We start from the raw sequence: 25,642 nt of genomic DNA, 5'->3' as shown, positions 1-25,642 counted from the left end.
CGGGGCTTGGTATGTCTTATGGCTGAGGAACAGGACGACCCAACCATTGTTCGTAGAAAGCATCGATGTCAGGTTCGTAGTCGTGAATGACAGGATACCACGGGGTGACGGCTTCCACCTCCAACTGCGTAGCGCAGTTGGGGCAATAATATTCGCGGATGACTTGCCACTGCGGATCGGGCGCCAGCAGCTTGGGATACAGCTCGGTCATCTTCTGTTCGTCGTCACGCACATACACAAGAGCATTCAGCTTCCAGTTCTGGCAGTAATCGCCGAACTCGTGCCCGCAGTCGCACTTGATTACGCGAGAGCCATCTTTTTTCAGCACCACGTACAAGTGCTCACCGTATGGGAGCAAAATCTTGTCATCCCACGGCACACGCTCCTGCAAAATGCTCACGTAGGTGTCAAACCGGCCAGGATCCTTAAAGGACGACAGCATCTCCTTTAGTTTCGGGAAACTGACGGTTCCGTCGATCAGCTCTTCGATCGTTCGGCGATCATATTCCTGCGCCATTTACGTTTCCCCCTATTTAAAGACTTTCTCTCAGTTTCAACTTGGCCCCAAACGTGGGTACCTCCAACTCATCTTCCCTCACAATCCAGCTTTCCGGCAGGTTCCAGAACGAACGGAATTCCTGTAAGAACTTCTCACTCAAGGAAAAGCTTGAAGCGTACATGTGCCGAACCTGCACAGCGGCTTCCTTGCGCAGAATGCGCTCGCGTTCTTCCTTCATCCACTCACGGGTCGGCTTGCCTCGCTTGAGCCGCTCCTGCCGGATTTGCTTACGCCGTTCCGCGGTCTTCACCGGGTCAACATGATATTGCCCCTTTTCGTCGCGGGTAAACACAGCCCCGTACACTTTTTCAGCGTACTCCGGCAAGATGTACCCACCATTGAGGTCCACTTCGATGTGCTCTGGCTTGCGCTCCAGCGGATCGCCGAACCCAGGCCCACCGCGCAGGTAGTTGAGGTACAAGTCGTAGTTGTCAAAAATCGCTTCCGTGGTAATCGCTTGCTTGTCACGCTTGATGACTTTCGCCTCAAGCAGCTTTTCGTACTGTGGTTCGTCAGGATTCGGATCTCCGCCTTGCGGGAACGGCAACCGTTTTTCGAAACGCTCCTTCAGGTCGGTTCCGTGTGCTTCGAAGCGATACCCTGCTGCTGCTGGATATCCACCCATCAAACCGCAGTCGCTCGACATGTACCCGTTACCCATAAAGAACATCGTCCAGTCCTTGGCGTTCCACACCATGCGCAGGGTTTCATAGCCACAACCACCGCGGTATTTTCCGTACCCGCCGGTGTTGGGTTTGATCGACCGGCCAAGGTACAACAATGGCTCGGCAAGCTCCCAGATTTCCATGTCTCCCATGTCGCCTTCAGGATTCCAGATCGCCGCCGCATGATCCAGTCCGTCCCGCACGGCCGAGGCGCCGGTACCCTCGGCAGCTGCCTCAAAGCTGTTCACGGCGTGGATGGTGTTGTACTGGTTAAACCCGCCACCTTGCAGCCAGTTACTCGTGTTTGCGTTGCCGGCATTCACTTCTTCCAAATAGCCGCGGCTGAAGTAGGCCCGACTCAGTCCCCGCCACAGCGGGCTCCACGCGGAAACGAGGAAATGCCACGCATAACTGTGCGCTGTGCGGATGTCGTCGGGGTTCATCCAGCCCCCCTCGGGTAAAACGAAGTTGGTGGCGTAAACAGCTCCGTCGTTCACGCGGTCGTTCGGGATCAGTGTTTGGGTCATCATGACCCAGATGCCACTGGTAAACGCGATGGGTTGTGCGTTGTAACTGTGCCAGCCCCAGCGGCTTGCGCCATCGAAACTCAGCTCCCAGCGGCCGTCGGGGTGAATGGTGACTTCCGACGGTGCGTGCATAATCGTGTCGACCTTGGCATAGGGCGGGACATCCACGTCGGAATGCCGATACGGTACATCAACAAACCCCACTTGGCGATACTTGCCGGGGACCGTCATCGCTTTCAGGCGGTTGATGAGCCCGCGCCGCCCTTCTTCGATGATCTCGCGGATAAATTGCTTGTACCTGTCAATTCCTTCTTCGTCGATGATGTTGAGCACCAGGTCGCGGATCATATGGCAGCCGGCCACGCGAGTCCGCTCGTCAAGCAGCCAGTACTTCGTGGTGCGTATCGATCGCTGGCTTTCGATCAGCCAATCGCGCAACAGCTCATCGTTTTGACCGATTTTGCGGCAGGCCACCTGGTATCCGTCGTCGTAGCGGTTCACCGGCCCGACGCACATGCTTCCGGGGGCCGTGGCACCGGTGTCGATTACGTGAGTGACGCCACCGACCCAGCCGACGAGTTCCCCTTTCCAGAAAATCGGGACAATGGTATGGACGTCACAGGGATGGACGTTGCCCACCTGACAGTCGTTGTTGCAGAAGATATCCCCCGGTTCAATCCCTGGATTCTCCTCGTAGTCGTTTTCAATCATGAACTTGATTGCCGAACCCATCGTTCCCACGTGAATAATGATCCCCGTTGACGTGACCACCGAATCGCCTTCCGGGGTGTAAAGGGTGAAGCACAGCTCACCTTCTTGTTCCACAATGGGAGATGCAGCCACGCGTTTGGCCGTCTCCCGGGCGTGGACAACACCACCGCGGAGCTTGGCGAAAATTTTCTCAAAACGGATCGGTTCCGACTCTTTGAACGGCAGCTCCTTCAAACCGGCATAATACCCGGTCTCCTTCGACAATTCGTCGATTTCGCGGCGCATCTCTTTCAATGTCTTGCCGTCCCATCCGATCGGCCGCATCTGCTTGGCCTGCTCCTGTTTCGCAGCCAAATCGCTCTCGCGAATCGCCATGGCACAATCCCTCCTTTGAAAGGTTAGCGAGACACTTCCCGCAGATGGAAAATGCGGTGCTTATCGAGAACGGTCTCAAATCCGAAGGGCACGACAAAGGTGGTCGCCGGGGACTCAATGATCGAGAAGCTCTTGATGCGGTTGCCCGCCTTGAGGGCTTCCATCTCCCAGATGTCGGCCTCGACCCACTTGCCGTCCCAGTATACCCGCCGTTTGCCAAGGTAGGCGTCTTTCGGCGGCTCTTCCCCGACCAGCGGCTCTTCCGGAATCTTCGGCTTCGGCACGTCGACGACGCCACGCACAATAGCACCCGTAACGGTGTACCCGAGCTCCGGCGAACGTGCCGCTTTGGCATATACCCGCGCGTACGTTTCTTCGAACGATGCTACCAGCGCATCCCAGTGGTCCGCCGTTTCGGCACGCATCAGGGGTGATTCGATTTCCAAATCGTTCAGCTGGCCTTGGTACTGCATGCGGAAGAACAGCCGGAAACGGACCTCATCACGGGAAAATCCATTCTTAACAAACTCTTCAGATACTTTTTCCTGAAGTTCGCTCCAAGCCCGTTGCAGAACACCAGCCGCTTCGGCCTTTTGCTCTTCTGTCGCCGCGTCGGGGACATTGATGTCCAAGGTCATATCGTACCGATACTCGAAATCGGCTGCTCCACAGCCGAACGCGGAAAAACCAGCCGCCCACGCAGGCACCAAGACATCCTCAAACCCCAGCCCTTTGACGTAACCGGCGGTATGCAGCGGTCCCCCACCACCGTAGGAGAAACAGACAAACTGTGTTGGTGAATAGCCCTTGCCCATGATCATCGATTCCAAATAGTTACGCAACTGGGACTCGAGCAGCTCGATGACGCCGTAGGATGCGTCTTCCACCGACAACCCGAGCGGTTCGGCCAGCTGGGTTTTGACAGCCTCGTACGCCCGCTCCCGGTCCAGCTTAACCTGCCCCCCGAGGAAATTGTCAGGATTGATGAGGCCCAGCACCACGTGGCAATCGGACACGGTGATCGTGTCCAGCCCTCCATCCGGATTGCAAACGCCCACCCGGTACCCGGCGCTATCAGGTCCGAGAACTATCGACTTCGTATATGGATCGACACGGACGAAGCTGCCGGTACCTGCGCCAATGGAGTCCATTGACACCAACGGCAACGACAGTACCAAACGTGCCATATCCGGACTGGTATTGATACTGAAGTCCCCTTGGGTAATCATGGCCACGTCAAAACTGGTTCCGCCAATGTCCGAACAAGCGATGTTGGAGATGCCCAGATGTTCACCTAAATATTTGGCACCAACCACACCGCCAATCGGGCCGGACACCAACGTGCGGGCCAATTCGTTGGCACGAAAGCTAATGGTCCCACCGTGGCTGGCCATGACGCGGATGTCAAACTTCTTCCCTTTTTCACGGAGACTCTCGTTGACCTTCTCAAGTGTTTTACGCGAAGGGTCTGCCGCGTACGCTTCCAGGATGGTTGTGTTCGTCCGATGAGACTCCTTGCGCACCGGATAGTAATCCACTGACGCGAACACCGGGATATCCTTACCCATCTTTTGAATCGTCTCGCGGGCGATGTCGCGCACGCGCCGTTCATGCACCGGATTCTTGTACGAATGCAACAGGCTGATGACAATGGCCTCCACGCCTTCTTCGACCAATTCCCGCACGATCGGCTCCACTTCGTGTTCATATAGCGGGATGACAACGTTCCCGAACATGTCGATCCTTTCCGTCACGCCACGTGTCCATTCGCGGGGTACTAACGGCGGATCATACTTATGTGTGTTGAGATGAAGCCGGTCCGAATACGAGTATCCGAGGTACGACTGTACGGCTCGACCCATCCGGTGGAAGTCCTCCATGCCCTTGTTCACAATCAATCCGACCTTACGCCCTTTACGGGACACGAGTCGGTTCAGCATGGCGGTGCCGGAATAGACCCCCGTCAGCAGCTGCGGAAACGCCTCTTCTACCGTCATGTCCCAGTACAAGAGAGCGTCCTCAGAGGAATTCAAGAGGCCGACCGACTCGTCTTCCGGAGTCGTTTGCGCCTTCCCGACGACAAACTCCCCCCGGTCATCGATGATAAACGTGTCGGTCATCGTTCCTCCGGCATCAATGGCTAGGATTTGCGGTTTGCGCGTGGACACAGACCATCACTCCCCTCCAAATTCACCATCGGTATGAATGAACTTCACGCCTTCCCGAAGGGAAAACGTTTCACCCATTATCTAAGCAAACCACGTGCCAACGATTACTTGGATGCGAACGCACCTATCCCGCAAAAAACCGAAGGCCTGTGCGTAACAATTGTCCACGTCAGCGCAACAGGTGTTGCGCAACAGGTGTTCCTCCGGATATGTAGTACTTTCCACCATTTCCCTTGACCAATATATCTCTCTGTATTGCCGGAGAAGGATGATTCTATGAAAATAGAATTGATGATATTTCCCGGATGGTGAACCACATGCGATACCGAGAAATGCAACCGATACCGCAGCTCCGCCCGTTCATTCGTTGCATTTGGTATCTGGAACGGACGTATGATCCGTCGGCTCCGCTGGAAACTTTGTGGCCCGACGGATTTGTACAATTGCTCATCCATTATGGGAAATACCATCTCGAAAACCATCAAAATCCCTTGCCCCACGGATTTTTCATCGGACCTTTGACACGATGCACCCGTTTATACACCCTCGGTCGGCTACGTTTGTTCGGTATTCGCTGTTATCCTTGGGGCTTCTCTTCTCTTTTCAACATTCCGATGACGGATTTACAGAAAAAGTCGCCTGATGAGCGGGATCATATGTGCTAGTGTAGGGAATGAAAAGGAAATGGAAAGGTGGGTATGAGGATGATCAGACAAATTGCCACGGTGGCGATCTACGTGGAAGATCAGGATGCAGCACTTCAATTTTGGACCGAGAAAATCGGATTCAAAGTGTATCGCGATCAACCGATGGGGCCACAAGGAAGATGGATCGAAGTCGGACCGGAAAACGTTCAAACCCGACTGGTACTGTACCCGAAATCGATGATGCCCAATTGGGAGGAACTGAAACCTTCTATTGTGTTTGAATGTGAGGACATCCAGGGAACGTACGAACGACTCACCGCCAACGGTGTCAAGTTTTTGGACGAGCCCAAACAGATGCAATGGGGCACCTTCGTTCAATTTGAGGATCCGGATGGAAACCGCTTTGTGTTGAAGGGATAAGTGTATTCCAATAAACGTGAGCCGTTGACCATTTCCGCTTTCAACCGACAGATGTCGTTATGAAGCGGTGGTCAACGGCTCTTCCATTTTCGGTCGGGTTGACCAACATGATACACAATCATGTTTCACTATTCAATTATTTGAAGCGAAGTCATTTTACATGTGGTTAATTCCAATCCCATTTTGGCGACAATAGTAAATAACAGCATTTCACCTCATCAGGAGGAACATGATGTCTGACTTTATAGAAACCATTATTAGAACGATATTCTCTGTTTTCTTACTCATCATCAGCACTCATATTATTGGAAGACAAGCCATTTCTCGTTTAACTTATTTACATTATATCGTGAATATCACGATAGGATCGATTGCAGGGAACCTTGCCTTTGAATATAAACTTAATCCCTATCTTATAACGTTATCTATTGTATTATTAACCGCTCTGTCCGCTCTGTTGTCATATCTCGCTTTAAAAAGCCGCACTTTTCAAAGATGGATTATTGGAGAACCGGTTCTCCTGATCGATAAAGGAAAAATCCTTGAAAAAAATCTATCCAAAATCAATATGGGCTTGGAAGTATTGAGTCAAAGTTTGAGAAGAAAAGACATCTTTGATATCAATGAAGTAGAATGCGCGATACTGGAACCGGACGGGGAATTATCAGTATTAAAAAAACCAATGTATCTTCCAGTGACTCGTAAAGACTTATCGCTTCAAACATCTAACCGCTCATTTCCTACAGAATTGATTGTTGACGGAGAAATCGTTGTTGAAAATTTGGCCAAAAGAAATTTAACGATGGAATGGTTAGAAAAAGAATTGAATAAGCGCAAATTGACACCCGAAGATGTCAACTACATGGTACTGAGTTCAAATCATCAACTGTATATTGACTTATATCAAGACCGTTTGAATCATTAATCTCTTTCATCCAAACGGTTTCCGTTTTTGTGGAAAGTTACGGCGGTTCTTTGCAACGAACCACAGCAGCTCCATATGCGAGAACAGGATTTGAGCTTTCAGTTGCCGAAGGCTTGCCGCAAGTCGGTGATCATGCCCCCCCCATCTTCCGCCATCCCCCCGATTGTGGCTACGGTAATGGGCTTAGGTATTCCTTTTGCAATCGCGATCACGCCTGACGGTTTACGCGCTTATGTCACAAATCAGGGTCCTGACACGGTATCGGTGATTGACACCGCAAATAATACTATTGTTGCAACCTTGCCTGTGGGAACTAATCCCACTGGCATCGCGATTACTCCGATTCTGTTATTTTAAACTGCGGACATCAAACGTGGTTCCAAGTATACAAACTGCTCATTATCGGTGATTTTTATCAGGCTAGACACATCATAAAGCGCCCTTCTCTCCGCTGGGCCTACACCCAGTTCCAAAATACCAACTGGCCGGATGTCGCTGTCATCCTCGATCCCGATCAACCATCCAAACTCACCTTTTCGATATCCCGTGATGACCACTTCCACGTCTTTGTAGGCGATCACCTTTTGCCACGCTTTTGACCGTTTCCCCACTAGATATGGAGTGTCCTTCTTTTTCAGCATAATGCCCTCCAGATCCAGCTTCGAGCAAGCGTTGAAGAGATCAATCGTTCGATCGCTTGCTTTCTTGTCTGCAACCGTCTCATGACCGCATCAAAATCCGGTCGGCCACCATCACCGGTTACAATCAATTCGCCGCCTAACACTGTTCCCGGTGGCACTTTTGGCATACTTAGTTCGGGAAAACGATCGGTCACCTAGTTCCCATGCCGCGTGTATGCTCGTATGCCGTCCACGTCGAAAGGAGCAGCCAAAATCGTCCATCTTCGGTTCAGCAATGTAATCGTCACTGTCAAAAGGCTGATTAGATGGATGTGCAAGCATTGGCTCGATAAACACAAAAATCCCCCTGTTTTCGTATGTACGGGGGATTCTGATTTTATTGTATTATTTCGCTTTTACATCGGGAGATGGGAAACGGAGGAAATTAAAAAGAAAAAAGCGCGGTGTCCGCGCCAAACCTATCTCATTTTCTATTTATTAGGAGACGGTGAGGGTGGACAGACAGAGGGTGACAAAACAAAGAGGGTATCTTCCCAACACCCCTAGATCAGTGGAACCCTTGCATTTTCAGTATATAAAAGGATTGCAAAAGAATTTGTGATAAATTGCACAAAATAAGTGACGATATTATGACAGTGATTTTCTTATATCGTTAATATGTGATATGTTTCATAAATTAAACACCGGAAAGAAACCACGAACCACTCGGTATGCACCAATCCCAATGGATCCCGTAGTGCTTACGGAATACATCCGGCATCAAATTGGTCCACTCTTCGATTTTGACCGTCAAAACGGAACCGAACTCGTTCTTCCTTGTCGTGATGCATGATCATTCTCAAGTAATTGTAATGCCCTCAATCGCTCGTCAAACGATGCCTCTTCCCAATTTAACCAACGAAAAATATTTGGATAACTAACATCCGGTTCATGTTTGCGGTGAAATAACTTCCTCTCTTTGCTCATCCCTCCTCCATAATCACAAACTATTCCGCCTTTGTCCATCAAATGGAGTGTGGTATACTGGTAAAAGGACTTTTGCGGTCAAATACCGGATATCAGCAAAAAAGGACAGGTGACATGACGGAATGGAAATGATGGATGCACATCAGATTATCCAATTCATCGCCAACAGTGAGAAAAAAACGCCCGTCAAAGTGCATATCAAGGGGCAACTGGATCAGATCGACTTCGGCTCGAACGTGAAAACGTTCTTTAACGGCAATGTAGGTGTATTGTTCGGGGATTGGAAGGAAGTACAGCCCGTCCTCGAAGCCAACAAAGACAAAATCGAAGATTACGTGGTGGAAAACGACCGGCGCAACTCCGCCATTCCGCTGCTTGATCTGAAAAATATCGAAGCGCGGATCGAACCAGGAGCCATCATTCGTGAACAGGTGGAAATCGGGAAAAACGCGGTCATCATGATGGGAGCGGTCATCAACATCGGTGCAGTGATCGGCGAAGGCACAATGATCGATATGAACGTGGTCGTCGGTGGTCGCGGCACGATCGGGAAAAACTGCCACATCGGTGCGGGAGCCGTCATCGCCGGTGTGATCGAACCCCCGTCAGCAACACCCGTCATCATCGAAGATGATGTCGTCGTCGGTGCCAATGCCGTGATCCTCGAAGGTGTCCGTGTCGGCAAAGGCGCGGTGGTGGCTGCAGGTGCCGTCGTAACGGAAGATGTTCCGCCCAATACCGTGGTGGCGGGAACCCCGGCCCGGGTCATCAAACAAATCGACGACAAAACCCGGTCCAAAACGGAAATCATGCAGGAACTGCGCAAACTCTAAACACAACCATCCCACGGGCCCTCGGCGGCCCGCCTTTCATATTGGTACAGAAAAAGGGGGAGCCCGATGACCGACTGGCACACACTTGACCAGACCTATATCATGCCCACGGTTCGCCGCTTGCCCATTGCCATTGACAAAGCAGAAGGCAACTACCTGTACGACACGGAAGGCAACCGTTATCTGGATCTGTTCACCGGATTGGCCGTCAACGTGCTCGGCCACTCCCATCCGGCGATCCTGCGGGCTCTGCGGGAACAAGGGGAACGGTTTTTGCACATTTCCAACCTGTTTCTCAACCCCCCCGCGATCCGGCTCGCACAACGCTTGGTGGAAAACAGCATCCCGGGCAAAGTGTATTTCGCCAATTCCGGCGCGGAATCGACCGAAGCGGCCATCAAGCTGATCCACAAATGGACAGCCAAACGGGGAGAAGGACGTGACGGCATCGTCGTGATGAAAAACAGCTTTCACGGCCGAACACTGGGCGCGCTGCGGCTGACCCGTCAACCGAGTGTCTATCAGGACTTTCCGCAACCCGATTTCCCCTTTTATGAAGTGGAGCCCGAAAACATCGACGAACTGCGGCGTGTATGCGAAACCCATCGACCGGCCGCTATTTTAGCCGAACCGATTCAAGGCGCGGGCGGCGTCGTACCTCTTTCCGATGCCTACTTGCAGGAAATGGCCCGTCTCTGTGAACAGCACGGCATCCTTTTGTGCATGGACGAGATTCAAACCGGCATGGGGCGGACGGGCAAATTGTTTGCTTACCAGCATTACGGTCTGCAACCCGACCTCATCCTTTTTGCCAAAGGGGTGGGCGGCGGCTTGCCGCTGGGCGGGATCATCGCCGGGGAGAAACTGATGAATCTCTTCCAGCCGGGCGATCACGGCACCACATTTGCCCCGTCGCCACTCAGCGCTGCTTTGGGCAACGCCGTGCTGGACGTGCTGTTGGATGAGGGACAAATGGAAAAAGGACGGCAAACGGCGGAGTACTTGTGGAGCCGATTGCGGGAGCTGAAAGAACAATATCCCACGGTTATCCATCATGTGCAGGGAAAAGGGATGATGATCGGCATCCGCACCAACCGGAGTGCGGAGGAAATCGCGGAGTGGCAAAAAGCGTTGTTGAAGGAAGGCATTTTGTTCAATGTGACCGCGAAAACAGTGATCCGCCTGCTGCCGCCGCTGACACTCACGCGGGAAGAAGTGGACCTTTTCATCGAACGGATGGAACAATACATGAAACGAACCTTTTTGTGAGAGGGGGTGTGCCGAATGAGCGCCGTTTCAGATCAGATCCTGAATCCGTTTATCCAGATTCGGCGACAATTGCATCAAATCCCCGAACCCGGTTTTGCCGAGTTCAAAACCCAGCAATTCATCCTGGAGTATCTCGCGGGATTGCCACAAGAACGGTTGCAGATCCGCACTTGGCGCACCGGTGTGTTGGTGAAGATTTCCGGCACCGCTCCACGCCAATGCATCGGGTACCGTGCCGACATGGACGCTCTGCCGATGGAGGAAGAGACGACGCTTCCCTTCAAATCAACCCATCCCGGATACATGCACGCTTGCGGCCACGATATGCACATGGCGATCGCGCTGGGTGTATTGACCCATTTTGTCCATCATCCCGTCCGCGACGACCTGCTGTTCGTCTTCCAACCGGCTGAAGAAGGACCGGGCGGTGCCCAACCCATGTTGGAAAGCGAAGAATTCCGCTCCTGGAAACCGGATTGTATGTTTGCCCTTCATGTCGCGCCGGAATATCCCGTGGGAACGATTGCCGTCAAGCCCGGCATCCTGTTCGCCAACACGTCGGAGCTGTTCATCGACTTGGTCGGCAAAAGCGGCCACGCCGCCTATCCCCACCGGGCCAACGACATGGTGCTGGCCACCTCCCATCTGGCTATTCAACTGCATCATATCGTTTCGCGCAACATTGACCCGTTGGATTCGGCCATTGTCACCATCGGCAAAGTGACCATCGGCACCAAACAAAATATCATCGCCGGGAAAGGGCGGCTGGAAGGGACGATCCGCACCCTCTCGATGGATTCCATGCGGAAGATCAAGTCACGAATTGAAGCGATGGTACGTGGGATCGAAGCGAGTTTTGAATGTGAGGCGACCATTGACTGGGGCGCCAACTACTGTCAAGTGTATAACGACGAACCATTGACGACGGAGTTTATGGACTGGCTCCGTCAGACGAACATCGCCAACCTGACGGTATGCAAAGAAGCGATGACCGGCGAGGATTTCGGCTACTTTCTGCAGGAGATCCCGGGATTCATGTTCTGGCTGGGTGTGGACACACCGTACGGATTACATCATCCGAAAATCGAGCCGAATGAGGAGGCCATCCCTGTCGCTATTCGCGTGTTGACAGAATATATCACGTGGAAAGCTTCACAACAAAACTGAAGCCAGCATCAGGCTGTTGATTCTTTTTTAGAAGGCGTTTTCCCAATGTGGAGAACGCCTTTTGAATTTGTGATACGAATGCACACCGGTGGTGACGGTGGAGAGTACGACATCCGCAACAACTCGTACGACTTCTGGCGCAAAAAACCGACAACCCAAGAGCGGTTCTTCTTATGTCGGCACCGATTTGAACCGAAATTACGGATACAAATGGGGGTGCTGCGGCGGTTCCAGCGGCAATCCGTCCATTGAGACCTATCGCGGCTCGGCACCGTTTTCCGCTCCGGAAACCGCCCGACTGCGCGATTTTATCAACAGTCGAGTAGTCGGCGGCAACAAACAAATCCGCACTGCCATCACATTCAATACCTACAGCGATCTGAGCTTGTACCCATATGGCTATACGTACACGGATGTGCCGAGACATGACACAAGATGATCATGATGTGTTTGTTGCCATGGGAAGAGTCATGGCGCAATCCAACGGCTACACACTCCAACAAGCGAGCGATTCGTACATCACCGACTGGGATCTGACGGACTGGGCTTATGGTACGTATAAAATCTTCGCATATACATTTGAAATGTATCCTCGTACATCCAACCCCGGATTCTACTCACCCGATGAACAAATTGCGACCCAAACCAGCCGAAATAAAGAAGCGGTACTGTATATTGCCGAGATGGCGGATTGCCCCTATCGATCGATCGGCAAAGGATGCACTATGAACATAACAACTAGAGCACGTTTGGTCATTCCGTAAAGGAGCAATGTGGACAGTATTCACCAGATACGCCCTAGGGTATGTCTGTGCTCAAAAGGTCGCTCATGGCACTCGTGTGAAACTGCTAACCCTTGGAACAGGTCTTGAATAGTTGGACACTGTCATGAGCCTGGGAAGAGCCTTCTACTCACTACTTAGGAGGAAGAAGCCAATCAGGCCTCATTTCCTGGGAAATCTGATATTTCTCTCTTGCAATATGATGAAAATCGGGATATACTATTAGCGAACATATGTTCCGATAGCTGATCCACGGAAATGGGAGGAGATATCTTGCTTCTCACGTCCGGATGCCGCGCATCACACCGTTTCTCCACTGGAAGTCCCGTCTCCGGGGCCGTTTTATCCCGACGTTGCCCCTAATGGTAAAAGGGTGACCGGTTTAATCGTAAACCGGTCACCCTTTTTTGTTATTGCTTCCCCATCAGCCGATCGAGCCTTCCATCTCCAGCTTGATGAGACGGTTCATCTCCACCGCATATTCCATCGGCAGTTCCTTGGTGAAAGGCTCGATAAAGCCCATCACGATCATCTGTGTGGCTTCTTCTTCACTCAACCCACGGCTCATCAGGTAGAAGAGCTGATCCTCGCTCACTTTGCTGACCGTGGCTTCGTGTTCCAGCGTGATGTCGTCGTTCAGAATTTCGTTGTAAGGAATCGTGTCGGAAGTCGATTGGTCATCCAAGATCAAGGTATCGCATTTGACGTTGGCTTTGGACCCTTGTGAATTGCGGCCAAAGCTGGTCAAACCGCGATAGGTGACCTTTCCGCCTTGTTTGCTGATCGACTTGGAGATGATCGTCGCCGTGCAATTGGGAGCCAACGCCACCACTTTGGCACCGGCGTCCTGATGTTGACCTTTGCCTGCGACCGCGATGGAAAGGACGTCCGCTTTGGCACCTTCCCCTTTCATGATGACGGCCGGATACTTCATGGTCAGTTTGGAACCGATGTTGCCGTCCACCCATTCCATGTGCGCCCCTTCTTCGGCCACCGCACGTTTGGTTACCAAGTTGTAGATGTTGGGCGCCCAGTTCTGAATCGTGGTGTACCGGCAACGGGCCTTTTTCTTGACGATGATCTCCACAACAGCGCTGTGCAGCGAGTCGGTGCTGTAGATCGGGGCCGTACAACCTTCGACGTAGTGGACGAAGCTGCCTTCGTCCGCAATGATGAGCGTCCGCTCAAATTGCCCCATGTTTTCGGAGTTGATCCGGAAGTACGCCTGCAACGGTACTTCGCATTTCACCCCCGGCGGAACGTAGATGAAGCTGCCACCGCTCCAGACCGCACTGTTCAAAGCGGCAAACTTGTTGTCCGAGGGCGGTACGACCGTGCCGAAGTACTCCTTTACCAGTTCCGGATATTCGCGTACGGCAGTGTCCGTGTCGCAGAAAATGACACCTTGTTCTTCCAGCTCTTTTTGCATGTTGTGGTAAACCACTTCCGACTCGTACTGCGCCGACACGCCAGCCAAGAACTTCTGCTCGGCTTCCGGAATCCCCAAACGGTCAAACGTCCGTTTGATCTCTTCCGGCACCTCATCCCAGGAACGTCCTTGACGTTCGGACGGTTTTACATAGTAGGTGATACTGTCAAAGTCCAAGTCGTCCAATTTACCGGGCAAAATGGAGAACCATTTGCTGTTCATTTCGTTGGGCAAGGGCATTTTGTAAAACTGCTCCAACGCTTTCAGGCGAAACTCCAGCATCCACTCGGGTTCGCCCTTCATCCGGGAAATCTCCTCGACGATCTCCCGGGTCAAACCGCGCTTGGCCCGGTAAACCGCTACGTCTTTATCGCGAAAGCCGTATTTGTACTCAGACAGATCCGGCAGTTCTTTCGCCATGTTCAATCCCCCCTTATAGGGCTTAATGCCCACTTGCCTGGGAGCTCTTCAATCCCTTCTCCAAGGCCTTCCAAGCCAGAGTGGCGCATTTGATCCGTGCCGGAAACTTCGACACGCCGCTCAAGGCTTCGATATCTTCCAATGGAAACTGTTCAAAGTCCACATCTTTTCCTTGCATCATCTCTGAAAAGAGATCCACCAAGCGAAGGGCATCTTCCACTTTCAGTCCCCTGACGGCTTCCGTCATCATCGAGGCGGAAGCCAGACTGATCGAGCATCCTTCGCCAAGGAACTTTGCTTCTTCTATTGTACCATCCTTCACCCGCATTTGCACGGAGACGCGGTCACCGCAGGTCGGATTGTTTAAATCGATGGTAACCGCGTCATCCTCAATCCGTCCACGGTTGCGGGGTTTCTGGTAATGGTCCATAATCACGCGACGGTACAATTCATCCAAGGACATGACCGAAATACTCCTTCGTTTTTTGTAACCCTTTCACCAACAGATCAATATCTTCTTCCGAGTTGTACAAATAGAAGCTGGCCCGCGCCGTGGCCGTCACATTCAACCACCGCATCAAAGGTTGCGCACAGTGGTGTCCAGCACGTACGGCAATACCTTCGGCGTCCAACACCGTGGCCACGTCATGCGGATGGATATTACCCAAGTTAAACGTGATGACGGCCATGCGGTCTTGTTTGGGACCGTATATGGTAAGACCATCGATCTTCTCCAACTGCTCGATTGCATACGCGGCCAGTTTACGGTCATGTGCTTCGACGGTGTCCATGCCGATCTCCTGCAAATAATCGATGGCCGCCCCGAGACCGATCGCGCCGGCGATAATCGGCGTGCCACCTTCAAATTTCCACGGCAACTCTTTCCAGGTGGATTCATACAAATCCACATGATCGATCATTTCCCCGCCGAACTCGACCGGCTCCATCTGTTCCAACAACGCTTCTTTCCCGTAGAGTACACCGATCCCGGTCGGAGCCATCATTTTGTGCCCGGAAAAGGCAAGGAAATCGCAATCCAAATCCTGTACGTCCACTTTCATGTGCGGTACGCTCTGGGCACCGTCGACCACGATGACGCCTCCGACTGCATGCACCATCGTAGCAAGTTCTTTGACCGGATTCACCGTACCCAGCACGTTGGACACATGTCCGATAGCGACGATTTTCGTCCGTTCGGTGATGGTTTGTTTCGCCTTCTCCAAATCAATCGTGCCGTCAGGTTCCAGCTCAAAATATTTCAGCGTCGCGCCCGTCGCTTTGGCCGCCTGTTGCCACGGAATCAGGTTACTGTGATGTTCCGCCGGAGAAATGACGATTTCGTCGCCTTCACCCAAATGGGTCCGAGCATAGCTGTGCGCCACCAGGTTGAGGGCGGTCGTCGTTCCCCGAGTAAAGATCACTTCCTTGGTGGAACGGGCATTGATAAATCCGCGTACCTTTTCCCGTGCTCCTTCGTACGCATCCGTGGCGCGGGTGCCCAGCGTGTGTACCCCACGGTGTACGTTGGAGTTGTACCCGCGGTAGTATTGTTCCACCGCTTCGATTACCTGAATCGGCTTTTGTGATGTGGCTGCACTATCAAGATATACCAACGGGTGACCATTTACTTCTTGATGCAGAATCGGAAAATCTTTTTTATACTGATTCATCTTCCGAATTTCCTTTCGATCACGCCGTGCAGACGATCACGCAGCGCCTCAATCGGAATGGCCGACAACACCGGGGACAAGAAACCGAAAATGATGAGCTTTTCCGCTTCCTGACGCGAGATGCCGCGTGACATCAAATAATACAGTTGCAACTCATCGACCCGTCCGACACTGGCCGCGTGGCCGGCTTTCACGTCGTTTTCATCGATCAGGAGAATCGGGTTGGCATCTCCGCGGGCTTCACGATTGAGCATCAACACTTTTTCGGCTTGCTGACCGTTCGCTTGTTTCGCACCCTTTTCGATCTTGGTGATGCCGTTGATAATGGATGACGCTTGGTCTTTCATCACTCCGCGCGCGTTGATGTCACTTTCGGTCGATTTGCCCCAGTGGTGTACGGTCGATGTGATGTTGGCGCGCGTTTCATCGGTCCCCACGGCGATGGTTTTCACGTCGACGTATCCTCCGTCGCCTTTGAGATGTGTGGTGTTGTCCGAAATGATCCGACCTGTACCGAGATCGCCGATGATCCATTCCATCCGGCCATCCCGGTCCACGATCGCACGGCGGTAGGTCGTATCGACGATCTGGTCGCCCATGTTGTTGACTGTTGCCACACGAACATGGGCTCCCGGTCCGACAAAGGTTTCGATGATGCTGTTATTGACACCGGTCGTCCCGTTTTTGGCGGAAACGAAGTTGACGACCAGATCCACACGACTGTTGTCTTCAGCAACCACCAATACGTGGGGCAACATGCCGACTTCCGTACCTTCGGCCCAGAACAGGCTTTGGAACGGCAGATCCACTTCCACATTGCGCGGCACATACAGGAAGACGCCACCCGACCACAATGCGGCATGCAATGCTGTCAGGCGATGTTCATCCACCCGTACCGCATCGGTCATAAAATATCGCTTCACCAGTTCCGGATGTTCACGCACGGCGGAGGCGAGATCCTGGAAGATGACGCCTTTTTCCGCAAGTTCGCTCTGCAAATGGCGGTACACCGGGCTGGAGTTTTTTTGTACGATCACATTGTCATCCTGTGCTTCGGAGGACAGCAAGGCGCGAATCTCTTCGGGCAGTTGATCCAGACCCGACAGCGATTCGGCCGGGGTGTACGGCTGGAACGAAGTGAAGTTCCACCGATCAATCCGCGTCTTCTCCACTTTGGGCAGGTGGAGCGACGCGGCGGTTTTCAACGCTTTCAGGCGAAGCTGGAGCATCCATTCAGGCTCTTGCTGGGACTGAGACAATGTTTCGACGACGTTTTGCTCGAACAACAATCCGGTATCTACGCTCATGATCGCCACCCCGCCTTACGATTGCTGCCCGACGGTTTCGTCTTCGATGCCCAGCTCTTCCTTGATCCAGTCATAACCTTCCGCTTCCAGCCGTTCCGCCAATTCCGGACCGCCCGACTTCACGATCCGTCCTTGCATGAATACATGGACGAAATCCGGTTTGATGTAGTTCAACAACCGTTGATAGTGCGTAATGATCAGAACGCCCAAATTCGGCCCCAGCATGGAGTTGACGCCTTTGGCCACCACTTTCAACGCATCGATGTCGAGACCGGAATCAATTTCGTCCAGGATGGCGATGCGGGGTTCCAACATCATCATCTGCAAAATCTCGTTCCGTTTTTTCTCACCGCCGGAAAAACCTTCGTTCAGATAACGGTGAGCAAACGATTCATCCATATTGAGCATGGCCATTTTTTCATCCATTTTGCGGATGAACTTCATCAGGGAAATTTCGTTTCCTTCACCGCGTTTGGCGTTGATGGCGGTACGCAGGAAATCCGAGTTGGTCACTCCGCTGATCTCACTCGGATACTGCATAGCCAGAAACAGGCCTTTGCGCGCCCGTTCATCCACTTCCATCTCCAGTACGTCTTCGCCGTCCAGCGTCACGCTACCGCTGGTCACTTCATATTTGGGATGTCCCATCAGCGCCGAAGCCAACGTGCTTTTTCCCGTCCCGTTAGGACCCATGATGGCGTGCACTTCGCCGCCGTTGATTTCCAGGTTGACGCCTTTGAGAATCTCTTTTCCTTCTACGTTTACGTGAAGATTTTCTATTTTGAGCTTCGGTACGTTCGACATATACAATTCCTCCAATGCGTCAGCACTTGTATGTTCAAACCGAACGGCGCCTGCTTGGGCGTGTCTGGCCGATCCAGTCTGCTGATTATCGCCGACAAAGTTCCGCAAAAAGCTGCCTTCTGCCTTTGCCTCATAACCGTAGGACCAGACTCGTCCTGGGCGCCTTCGGGAATTTCCAACGCCAGTGCGTCCCGATTCCATTTGCGGGATGGCCACAGCTGATGGTACGATGAAACCGGGACGGTGAAACCAATCTTTCCTTAAACTGATTATCATCTGATTCTCATTCTATTCTATATCATGTGCTCATGGGGATCAAGGTACAATCGTGCATAGATGAACTTGGTGGTCATCCCATCCGGAAATCTGTCAGTTTTAACTTGCAGGAAAGGGAGGAGAAACATGCGCCTCGCCGGAAAAAAAGTGATTGCGCTGGTGGAAAACGAATTTGAAGATTTGGAGCTCTGGTATCCCGTCCTCCGCGTCCAGGAAGAGGGAGCGGAAGTGGTTTTGGTCGGTCCCGAAGCAAAAGCCGAGTATAAAGGAAAATATGGTGTACCCGTTCGGACAGATGCCGCATTCGACGACATCGACCCGAATGATTTCGACGGCATCTTGGTGCCTGGCGGTTGGGCGCCCGACAAGTTGCGACGTTACGAATCGGTGCTGAACATGGTCCGCGTGATGGATGCAGCCCAAAAACCGATCGGACATATCTGCCATGCAGGTTGGGTGCTGATCTCCGCCGGTATTCTCCGCGGCAAACGAGTAACGTCTACGCCCGGCATCCGCGATGATATGGTAAATGCCGGAGCTACTTGGGTCGATGAACCGGTCGTCGTTGACGGACACATCATCTCCAGCCGCCGTCCGCCGGATTTGCCGCCTTACGCCAAAGCTTTCTGTGACGCATTGGCCGGAAGCTGAACCATGCAACCGATCCGCTGTATTCAGTGCTACCTTCAGAGACCGGGCGGCCGATGTGAATTTTGCCCCCTGCACAAGAAAAACCGGCATCTTTACCGATCCATTGGCAAGGGTTGGTATGTTCGAGTTGAGTCCGAATCGTCCTCACCCCGCGATTCCGCCGAACAAAATGACCGTGATCGGCGCTGAGCGTCTCCTTACAGTAACAGCCTTCCGCTTAAGATATGCGGAAGGCTGTGTTGTTTCGCCATTACATCGAAGCTGCAGACTTTTCCAGAGCTTTTTCTTCTTTGCTAGCTTGGATGTACTCGGTTTCCCAAGCGCTTTTGATTCCCCAGTAGTAAAAAGCCAAGGACGATACAGCGATCAGTGCCATGTCGAAACCGTACGGAATGTAGTTGTGTCCACCGAATTTGTCGCTGCCCAGATACGAGATCAGAATCATGTAGGCCAGATACACGATCAGCCACATGCCCGCTTTCAGCTGGCGGCCAAAACCGGTCCAGTTCGATTTCGCCTGATAATAGAAGTAGATCGGCAGACCCAACATCATGATCAAGATCACTTCACCCGTCAGTGGCCAAGTCGCCCAGTACAGGATCAAAGACGCCATGATGAATGCAACGGGTGCAATGATCGACATTCCCTTCACCTTGAGCGGACGGTTCAGATGAGGAGCCGTACGGCGCAACGCCATGACCGAGATGGGACCCGTCACATACGAAATCAATGTCGCGACCGAAATGACCTCAGCCAAGGAACCCCATCCGCGGAACAAGAGCAGGAAAACGAACGAAATGGCCAAGTTGAACCACATCGCCGCACGCGGCACACCATAAAGTGGGTGAATGGCACCGAAAATTCCTGGCATATAGCCGTTTTCCTTCATGCCGTAAATCATCCGCGCAGTTGTGGCAGTATAGGTGATACCCGTGCCCGACGGTGAAACGAACGCATCCGCGAACAGGATCAACGCCAGCCAGTTCAGGTTAAGCGCGATAGCCAAATCGGCAAACGGAGAATTCAGGTTGATGTTGGCCCAACCTTTGGCCACCTGATCAGGAGACACCGCACCGACAAATGCAACTTGCAACAAGACGTAGATCAAACCGGCGATCATAATCGAACCGACCACTGCCACTGGAATGGAGCGATTCGGATTTTTTGCTTCGCCCGCCAGGTTGACCGGGCTTTGGAATCCATTGAACGCGAACACCACACCGGAGGTGGCAATCGCCGTTAATACACCGGACCAACCATAAGGGGTGAAACCACCGTGGTCGGTAAAGTTGCCGCTGTGGAATCCGGCGACGATCAGGCCCAAAGCCGTCAAGGCCGGAACGATAAATTTGAAGACGGTAATGGCATTGTTCGCCACGGCAAACAGGCGAACAGTCCAGTAGTTCAACAGAAAATACACGATAACCAAAATGCCTGCAAGGAAGAGACCCATCGGCGACAATTCCTTACCGTCATACAGGTTGCGGGCCCATTCCCATGGCCACGAACTCATATACTGAACAGAAGCTTCCGCTTCAACCGGAATAACCGAAACGATCGCGATCCAGTTGGCCCAACCGGAAATGAAGCCTACAAAGGAACCATGCGAATATTGGGCATAACGCACCATACCGCCCGTTTGTGGAAACATCGCGCCCAACTCCGCATACGTCAAACCGATGAACATAATGGCAATCATGCCCAAAATCCAGGCGAAAATCGCCGCAGGTCCGGCAACCGACGCCGCTTTCCACGCACCGAACAACCAGCCGGAGCCGATGATGGAACCCAAGCCCGTCATCATCAGGGCAAACGTTCCCAAATCTTTTTTCATGTTTTTTTCCGACACCGAATCACTTCCTCTCCATTGAAGCGTTTACATCCGTATGCATGGATTTGCGAAGACAACCATGCGGGAGTTGGCAGACATTTGCGAATGATCCTGCTATCGTTCCGGATCCGTAATAGACGGTAAGTTGCCTGATTTATGGCGTCAAAAATGTCAGAAGGTGATACACTGGATAAATCATACGTCAACTAATATAACATAATCGATAGGAACCATGCCAATACTTTATACTTGGAAGTGTTTGACAACTCTTGTTTATAAAAAAACCTTCCATATTTCCCGGACTAATCCATGACTCCGGCAGCGTTTTTTCAAAAATAGCACGAAAAAACGAACCCGATCTTCATAACAGATCGGGTTACATTTCAACTGAGCATTTTGATTAAACTTCTTATTTTGTTTGCAGTTTTTTTCCGTTCTGATCGACCACAATGAATTTTTTCCCGTCGAGCGATCCCCGCTTGACAGTCATGTACACCCGAGCCGGTTCTTTCTCATCGGTCTGGAACTCATCTTTTTCCAGCTTCACCACTACCCGAACCACGTCGGGCTTGATTATCTGAAGATTGGTCGGAGTCATTTCATACCCTTCATATTCCGGGTTGCCGATCTGTACCAACAACACATCCTCTTCATCCCAAGTGAAGGAATCCTCAAGATTGCCGGGATGTTTCTCTTTGGTGTACACCCAAACCCCCGGTGTGGGCTGCGGGTCCGGCGCGCCGTTGATCCAGTTGATCGGCTGGAACTTGATCTCCTGATACGTTTCCTGCGGAGCCGTGGCGCCTTCCACATCTTCCTGATTTTGTCCGTCTTGCCCCTTGGTATCACTGGTATTCTCCGATGCCTTGCTGTCTTTGGGCGGATTGCTGACAGCCGAAAGAAGTTGACCGCATCCGGATAATAGACTGCTCATAAGGGCGAAAGATACAAGGATGATAAGTTTTTTTAACATATGTACCCGATTGCCTCCCATATGTGGACTCCCCATACAACTTAAAATAAACCCAAAATTTACACGCGTCAAGCAGATTACGTTAAAAAATCATGAATATCGGTAATAAGTATTATATATTAAGTTGAATTTGAAATTAATATCCATAAATACTAAAAAAACTCTCCGTAAAACGGAGAGATCAGGTTGTTGCAAAATTCGACAGGCTTGTCTCCCGTCTGAAGCTGTGCTTCCCCTTCTCTTATAAAAGGGTGGCTAAGAAATTGCGAACAAAGGAGAAAACGCGAACCTGGAATCGCTTAACGAAGTGAAGACTCGGAAAGTGCAGAATTGAATTCGCCGGCCATTTTCTCAAAGTGAAACGTAATTTGCCCGCGTCCTGCGCTGACCGTCTAAGCGCTCATGCATCCGCTTCCCTGCAAGGCGCAAGTGATCAGCCGGGAAAGCGATGTGGACAGTATTTCACCAGACACACCTTAATTTATATGGGAAAACGAAGAGGTAGTTTTGCAGATCAAGTTGCATCAAAATTTTACGGAAACCTCGCCTTTCCCTCTTGAGCGTTTTCGCCACAACACTACGGTGATCCATAAAACGGCGACCAACAGGAAGCACAGGGACATCGGTTTGGCGACAAACACTGTCCAGTCGCCATTGGAAGCGGTAAGCGCCCGCCGCATGTTGTTCTCAATCATTGGCCCCAACACCAATCCCAGAACAAGCGGTGCCAACGGAAAATCATTTCGGGAGAGCACGTACCCGATCACACCGCAAACGATCAACAAAAACACGTCAAAAATGTTGACCTGGACGGCATATACTCCGAACACGGAAATGGCGATGATCAGAGGAAGCAGATATTTCGGCGGCGTTTCGATGATCTTGGCAAACAACTTGACCAACGGCATGTTGAGAACCAACAGCATCACATTGCCGATGAACATGCTGGCGATCAAGCCCCACGCCACTTGGGGATGCTCCGAAAACAGCAGCGGACCGGGCTGGATGTTGTACATGATCAGCGCACCCATGAGAATCGCTGTCGTGCCGGAACCGGGTATCCCCAGCGTTAGCAGCGGGATCATGGCTCCGCCGGATGCCCCGTTGTTAGCCGACTCCGGTGCGGCCACCCCCTCAATCGCTCCGCGCCCGAACTTCTCGGGGTGTTTGCTCCACTTTTTCTCCAGAACATAGGCAAAAAAGGAAGCCAATGTCGCCCCTGCCCCTGGCAGTACTCCAATCAGGAAGCCCAACAGAGAACCGCGCATAATGGGCATGGCACTTTGCCCCAATTCCTGGCGAGTCGGCATCACCTTTCCGATCCTGCCCACCGGCGATTCACCACGTTCCCTCTCCAGGATCGCCCGAAACACTTCCCCCATCGCAAACAGTCCAACGGCCACCGTGAGAAACTCCAATCCCTGGTACAACACCGGTATATCGTAAGTGAACCGGGCAACACCCGACACATTGTCCATCCCGATGGTCGACAACAACAGTCCCATCACTGTCATGATTAAGGCTTTGGTCATCGATTTACCGGCCAATCCGCTGACAGCACACAACCCCAACACCATCAAGGAAAAATAATCGGCTGGTCCAAACGACAAAGCCAAATCGGACAACGGTCGTGCCAGAAACACCAGTCCCACCAATGACACCACGCCGGCAACGAACGACCCGATCGCCGCAATGGCCAAAGCAGCCCCCGCACGGCCTTGCCGAGCCAATTGATAGCCGTCCAACGTAGTCACAACGGAGGAGGATTCACCCGGTGTATTCAACAGAATCGATGTGGTGGACCCTCCATACATCGCCCCGTAGTAAACACCCGCCAACAGGATGATGGCGCTGGCGGCCGCTTCTTCCGGCTGTGCTCCGGCCGTCATCGTGGCGGTGAGCGGGATGAGGAGTGCCACGCCGCTCATGGGCCCGATGCCGGGCAACACACCTACAGCCGTACCAATCAATACGCCGACAAATGCAAACAACAAATTGTGCCATTCGAGTGCCGTTTGAAATCCCTTCAACAGATACGCCAGTGTTTCGATGGCCGTTCCCCCCTTATCCGCTCAGCCAAAACGGCAAACCGGGCAATGTTCCTTCCAAAACCATGACGAACAACCCGTACACTCCCACGGAGAAAGCACCTGAAATCAAAAAGGTTTTTCCCCAACTCCCCCGTTCCATCGTTTGAAAGGCGACGACGAGAAAGAGAAAAGTAGACAAAATGTAACCCAATGTTTCCAGCAGCGCGCCGTACAATATCGTGGCCGCCAGTATCACGGCGAATCGTTTCACATCCGGTCTTTCCTTCTTCTCCAACTGGTCCGGATAGCGGAATGTTTCCATCAACAGGCGTAGTCCCAGCAACGCCAGCACGCCACCCAGGATCATGGGAAAGATATCAGGTCCCACCACACTGCCGTAAGCTGTGTCGGCAATCCTGCGGCTTTCGGCTACAAACACGACTCCGATCAAGATAAAGACGATAGCAGCCGCCCGATCAAACTTCTTGCTCAACTGCAATCCCTCCCATCAGGGCTTGGCCATGCCCAACACCTTCAACAGCGTACGGATCTGCTGATCCTGCTCCTCTAAAAACGCCTGAAATGATTGAGCGTCCCGATATCGTCCGATCCAATGGTTGGCCGCCAACTCCCGTTTCCAAGCCGGATGCTCAGACAAAGCTTTCAACTGCTTCTGCCAATATTTCACCGCTTGCGGCGGCATTTGCTTGGGTCCGAACACCCCTCGCCAAATGACGAATTGGGTGTTGATACCCAACTCCTTTAACGTTGGTACTGTTTTCAATTCGCCGTCCAGCCGATGTGGAGCGGTGACGGCCAGTACCCGCACTTTGCCCGCCTTCAGATATTCACCGACACTAGATGCATCGGTAGCGATCAAATCAGCATTTCCTCCCAACAAAGCGGCCATCGCTTCTCCTCCACCATCATAGGAGACATATTTCATCTTTTTCGGCGAAACACCCGAATAATAAACGGGGAGAACCGCCATCAGGTGATCCATGGAACCAGGGGCCGACCCGCCCGCCACTGTCAAGCGTTCGGGATGGGTTCGAATCACCTGTAGGACAGAGCGTAAATCGCGGTAAGGCGAGTCTGACCGAACTACATAAGCACCGAAATCTTCGGTCAACTGTCCCAACGGCGTCGTATCCCGATATCCGAACGGACTGTTGCCCTCTTTTTTCAGATGATTGATCAGGATTGGAGGGGAATTGACGAACAGTTTGTAAGGATTGGCCCGGTCTTGGGTAGCGTATTCGGCCAAAAACACCGTGCCACCACCACCCGGTCTATTTTCAACGCTCATCGTTTGATCCACCAACTTGGATTCCCGTAGCGCCTTGACCAATGCCCGGGCAGTCAAATCCCAACCTCCGCCCACACCGGAAGGCGCGACCACGGTAATCGGTTTTGCAGGATAGGCACCCGCGGTCCAAGGGTTCCCGCTGCAAGCGGTTACAACCACCAGCACCAGTGCGCACATCCAAGCGATAGCCGCATTTCTCATCAAAATTCCTCCTATCCACTTGTTTTGTATGATATATGGTATCAGAATCAACAGAAAAAATAAATATTTTAGATAAAATAATGTCG

The 25,642-nt window shown here is 52.1% G+C and carries 23 protein-coding genes and 1 pseudogene; 10 read left to right on the top strand and 14 right to left on the bottom strand.

What is annotated here, in order from left to right; all coding sequences use genetic code 11:
* Positions 1-16: 16 nt before the first annotated feature.
* Genes KI215_RS03050 through KI215_RS03040 form a run of 3 tightly spaced genes read right to left on the bottom strand, consistent with a single transcriptional unit; the run spans position 17 to position 5,005 of the window.
* Positions 17-517, bottom strand: coding sequence for an acetone carboxylase subunit gamma (locus KI215_RS03050; protein ID WP_212774119.1), 501 nt, complete (start codon positions 515-517; stop codon positions 17-19).
* A 16-nt stretch (positions 518-533) separates the two neighbouring features.
* Positions 534-2,837, bottom strand: a complete 2,304-nt coding sequence (locus KI215_RS03045; protein WP_212774118.1) for a hydantoinase B/oxoprolinase family protein — start codon at positions 2,835-2,837, stop codon at positions 534-536.
* 23 nt (positions 2,838-2,860) lie between these two features.
* Positions 2,861-5,005: a hydantoinase/oxoprolinase family protein gene (locus tag KI215_RS03040; RefSeq protein WP_212774117.1), complete on the bottom strand. Its 2,145-nt coding sequence runs from the start codon at positions 5,003-5,005 to the stop codon at positions 2,861-2,863.
* 305 nt (positions 5,006-5,310) lie between these two features.
* Between KI215_RS03040 and KI215_RS16240 the strand changes: the two genes are divergently transcribed.
* The 4 genes and pseudogenes from KI215_RS16240 to KI215_RS15845 all read left to right on the top strand — a co-directional run.
* Positions 5,311-5,670 (top strand): DUF6597 domain-containing transcriptional factor, encoded by a 360-nt coding sequence (locus KI215_RS16240; protein ID WP_420830166.1) that lies wholly within the window; start codon positions 5,311-5,313, stop codon positions 5,668-5,670.
* Positions 5,671-5,709: 39 nt separating this feature from the next.
* On the top strand, positions 5,710-6,072 hold the full coding sequence (locus tag KI215_RS03035; protein ID WP_212774116.1) for a VOC family protein: 363 nt from the start codon (positions 5,710-5,712) through the stop codon (positions 6,070-6,072).
* Positions 6,073-6,304: 232 nt separating this feature from the next.
* Positions 6,305-6,997, top strand: a complete 693-nt coding sequence (locus KI215_RS03030; RefSeq protein ID WP_212774115.1) for a DUF421 domain-containing protein — start codon at positions 6,305-6,307, stop codon at positions 6,995-6,997.
* 213 nt (positions 6,998-7,210) lie between these two features.
* A pseudogene (locus tag KI215_RS15845) lies at positions 7,211-7,339 on the top strand (hypothetical protein); the annotation flags it as partial.
* An 11-nt stretch (positions 7,340-7,350) separates the two neighbouring features.
* Here the strand turns inward: KI215_RS15845 and KI215_RS03020 are convergent.
* Positions 7,351-7,638, bottom strand: a complete 288-nt coding sequence (locus tag KI215_RS03020; protein WP_212774113.1) for a hypothetical protein — start codon at positions 7,636-7,638, stop codon at positions 7,351-7,353.
* A 1,088-nt stretch (positions 7,639-8,726) separates the two neighbouring features.
* Between KI215_RS03020 and dapD the strand changes: the two genes are divergently transcribed.
* The 5 genes from dapD to KI215_RS02995 all read left to right on the top strand — a co-directional run bounded on the left by dapD (position 8,727) and on the right by KI215_RS02995 (position 12,637).
* A complete protein-coding gene (gene dapD, locus KI215_RS03015) occupies positions 8,727-9,437 on the top strand; it encodes a 2,3,4,5-tetrahydropyridine-2,6-dicarboxylate N-acetyltransferase (protein ID WP_212774112.1) in 711 nt (236 codons plus the stop codon).
* Positions 9,438-9,503: 66 nt separating this feature from the next.
* Complete coding sequence (locus tag KI215_RS03010; protein WP_212774111.1) at positions 9,504-10,706, top strand: aspartate aminotransferase family protein; 1,203 nt, start codon at positions 9,504-9,506, stop codon at positions 10,704-10,706.
* A 15-nt stretch (positions 10,707-10,721) separates the two neighbouring features.
* Positions 10,722-11,873, top strand: coding sequence for an N-acetyldiaminopimelate deacetylase (locus KI215_RS03005; RefSeq protein WP_212774110.1), 1,152 nt, complete (start codon positions 10,722-10,724; stop codon positions 11,871-11,873).
* Positions 11,874-11,970: 97 nt separating this feature from the next.
* Entirely contained in the window at positions 11,971-12,312 is a 342-nt protein-coding gene (locus tag KI215_RS03000) for a M14 family zinc carboxypeptidase (RefSeq protein ID WP_212774109.1), read from the top strand.
* Positions 12,299-12,637, top strand: coding sequence for a M14 family metallopeptidase (locus tag KI215_RS02995; RefSeq protein ID WP_212774108.1), 339 nt, complete (start codon positions 12,299-12,301; stop codon positions 12,635-12,637). Before KI215_RS03000 ends, KI215_RS02995 begins: the two co-directional genes overlap by 14 nt.
* A gap of 442 nt (positions 12,638-13,079) precedes the next feature.
* Here the strand turns inward: KI215_RS02995 and sufB are convergent, their stop codons facing one another.
* The 5 genes from sufB to sufC are packed head-to-tail and all read right to left on the bottom strand — an operon-like array spanning position 13,080 to position 18,285.
* Positions 13,080-14,504: a Fe-S cluster assembly protein SufB gene (gene sufB / locus KI215_RS02990; RefSeq protein WP_212774107.1), complete on the bottom strand. Its 1,425-nt coding sequence runs from the start codon at positions 14,502-14,504 to the stop codon at positions 13,080-13,082.
* Positions 14,505-14,526: 22 nt separating this feature from the next.
* Positions 14,527-14,967, bottom strand: a complete 441-nt coding sequence (gene sufU / locus KI215_RS02985; protein ID WP_212774106.1) for a Fe-S cluster assembly sulfur transfer protein SufU — start codon at positions 14,965-14,967, stop codon at positions 14,527-14,529.
* The gene (locus tag KI215_RS02980; RefSeq protein ID WP_212774105.1) at positions 14,954-16,174 is read right to left on the bottom strand and encodes a cysteine desulfurase; all 1,221 of its coding nucleotides are present in this window, start codon (positions 16,172-16,174) and stop codon (positions 14,954-14,956) included. Before KI215_RS02980 ends, sufU begins: the two co-directional genes overlap by 14 nt.
* Positions 16,171-17,481, bottom strand: coding sequence for a Fe-S cluster assembly protein SufD (gene sufD / locus KI215_RS02975; protein WP_212774104.1), 1,311 nt, complete (start codon positions 17,479-17,481; stop codon positions 16,171-16,173). The genes KI215_RS02980 and sufD overlap by 4 nt, the downstream gene beginning before the upstream one ends.
* Before the next feature lie 15 nt (positions 17,482-17,496).
* Positions 17,497-18,285: a Fe-S cluster assembly ATPase SufC gene (gene sufC / locus KI215_RS02970; protein WP_212775038.1), complete on the bottom strand. Its 789-nt coding sequence runs from the start codon at positions 18,283-18,285 to the stop codon at positions 17,497-17,499.
* A 402-nt stretch (positions 18,286-18,687) separates the two neighbouring features.
* Here sufC and KI215_RS02965 point away from each other — a divergent pair, with 402 nt between their 5' ends.
* The gene (locus KI215_RS02965; protein WP_212774103.1) at positions 18,688-19,212 is read left to right on the top strand and encodes a type 1 glutamine amidotransferase domain-containing protein; all 525 of its coding nucleotides are present in this window, start codon (positions 18,688-18,690) and stop codon (positions 19,210-19,212) included.
* A gap of 250 nt (positions 19,213-19,462) precedes the next feature.
* On the opposite strand, the gene KI215_RS02960 is transcribed toward KI215_RS02965, so the two are convergent.
* The 5 genes from KI215_RS02960 to KI215_RS02940 form a co-directional block, all read right to left on the bottom strand.
* Positions 19,463-21,046 (bottom strand): APC family permease, encoded by a 1,584-nt coding sequence (locus tag KI215_RS02960; protein WP_212775037.1) that lies wholly within the window; start codon positions 21,044-21,046, stop codon positions 19,463-19,465.
* A 406-nt stretch (positions 21,047-21,452) separates the two neighbouring features.
* A complete protein-coding gene (locus tag KI215_RS02955; RefSeq protein WP_212774102.1) occupies positions 21,453-22,016 on the bottom strand; it encodes a hypothetical protein in 564 nt (187 codons plus the stop codon).
* A gap of 524 nt (positions 22,017-22,540) precedes the next feature.
* Positions 22,541-24,067: a tripartite tricarboxylate transporter permease gene (locus tag KI215_RS02950; RefSeq protein ID WP_212775036.1), complete on the bottom strand. Its 1,527-nt coding sequence runs from the start codon at positions 24,065-24,067 to the stop codon at positions 22,541-22,543.
* Between the two features lie 13 nt (positions 24,068-24,080).
* Positions 24,081-24,539, bottom strand: coding sequence for a tripartite tricarboxylate transporter TctB family protein (locus tag KI215_RS02945; protein ID WP_212774101.1), 459 nt, complete (start codon positions 24,537-24,539; stop codon positions 24,081-24,083).
* 15 nt (positions 24,540-24,554) lie between these two features.
* Complete coding sequence (locus KI215_RS02940) at positions 24,555-25,556, bottom strand: Bug family tripartite tricarboxylate transporter substrate binding protein (protein ID WP_212774100.1); 1,002 nt, start codon at positions 25,554-25,556, stop codon at positions 24,555-24,557.
* Between the last annotated feature and the right edge of the window lie 86 nt (positions 25,557-25,642).

Origin of the sequence: Polycladomyces abyssicola (genome assembly GCF_018326425.1) — a bacterium.
Classification (GTDB): domain Bacteria; phylum Bacillota; class Bacilli; order Thermoactinomycetales; family JIR-001; genus Polycladomyces; species Polycladomyces abyssicola.
Note: the sequence above shows the minus strand (reverse complement) of the source record. Positions and strands in the feature narration are given on the sequence as shown.